Raw genomic sequence first — 1377 nt, forward strand, 5'->3', positions numbered from 1 at the left:
ATTTGATAGCATTGGCCAGTATTTGCCAACATTTACCAGTATTTGATAGCATTAACTAGCATTTTACATAGATAGGGAATGCATTTACCAGATTTAGATTTTTTAAACTATCATCGCTATCATATATTTCAGGGCTAAAAGTACGATATTGCCGCACCAGCTTGACTAAGCAGGTCAATTTTATCAGTACCAATAGCAAAATCCGTAACTCGGTCTAGGGCTGCGGCAGTGGACTGACTAAACTGGTCGCTTAACAAACCTGAATTTAAAGGGAATCCAAACAGTTATCCAAATCCGCCAAGGATTGAAAATCCAAGAGAGCCTCCCCCAACTGTTCTAATTGCGACGCCGTCAGCCCACGAATCTGGGCCACCACATCCGGACTCAGGGTACCAAATCGTTTTGACAACTGTCGCACAATCAGCAGAGATTCTCCTTCGAGAAGCCCCTCCTGACGACCCTCCTGGCGACCTTCTTGACGACCTTCTTGACGGGCAATACGTTCTACCGATAAGACATAGGGCATGGCTTTATTTTTCTCCAAATTTTGAATGGACGTCCACAGTTGTTTCTCCAAGTCTTGGGGCAACTTCATTAACCAGTCGATAATGCCAAACAAATCAAGAATCCGTTGCTTATCCCAATCCCTCTCATATAGTAATCGAGCCAACTGCCACTTGGCGTCATAGCGCCCTGACGGATTATTGCGGGTTTGTTGGGTTAATAAATGGGCCGCAGTCACCAGGGCAAAAGGGTTGGGATTGTCTAGCAAAGCATTGAGACAGTTGGCGTAGTCAAGAATTTTTACTGTCGCAAATTCAATGCTTGTCCGACTACCAAGCAAGTCGTAGCTGAATCCCTGGGGTCGCCAGCTTGGATTTGTATCTGCTAACACGGCTAAGGTTGCAACCGGGCGACGGTAACGGTCATAAAGCCGATAGTTGTAAATAAACAACCGTTCAGCAAAGGTTCTATTCGGTCGCCCCTGAACCTCCACATGAATATAAACCCATTCCTGCTTGGCCGTGGTCAGGGTCACTTCTACCAAACAGTCCACCCGTCGCCGCCCTAATTCCGCATCTGCCACAATTTGGGCCAGTTCTTGCTCCAGAAACCTATGGGGGAATGTCCAATCAATGGACTCATAAGCCGCCGGAAAGTAAAACGCCAGAAATTCCTGGAAATACCGCACCAGAGCCGTTTTCCAAGGACTATCGTAGTCGTCAGGTGCATTGGTCATCGGAAATTTTGGGTCTGAAACCCCGCCGTTCTAGGTTGGCTTTACGTTAGAATTAAAAGGCCAGTCTCGAAAACCAAGTGGACGGCGCAGCACCTTGAAAACTCGGCTTAGGGGGTTCCGACCAGAAAAGCTTGGCC

The 1377-nt window shown here is 47.2% G+C and carries 1 protein-coding gene and 1 pseudogene; both read right to left on the bottom strand.

The window, feature by feature from the left end; all coding sequences use genetic code 11:
- Window positions 1-143: 143 nt before the first annotated feature.
- Window positions 144-245 (bottom strand): annotated as a pseudogene (locus PX636_RS22910) (bluetail domain-containing putative surface protein); the annotation flags it as partial.
- Window positions 246-265: 20 nt separating this feature from the next.
- A complete protein-coding gene (locus tag PX636_RS14770) occupies window positions 266-1240 on the bottom strand; it encodes a DUF4351 domain-containing protein (RefSeq protein ID WP_002785426.1) in 975 nt (324 codons plus the stop codon).
- Window positions 1241-1377 lie beyond the last annotated feature (137 nt).

The sequence above is a fragment of the Microcystis sp. M53598_WE2 genome, from assembly GCF_030067735.1.
GTDB classification, from domain to species: Bacteria; Cyanobacteriota; Cyanobacteriia; order Cyanobacteriales; family Microcystaceae; genus Microcystis; species Microcystis aeruginosa.

Coding starts and splice junctions, on each gene's coding strand:
- PX636_RS14770 (WP_002785426.1), bottom strand. CDS start 1,240: ATGACCAATGCACCTGACGACTACGATAGTCCTTGGAAAACGGCTCTG.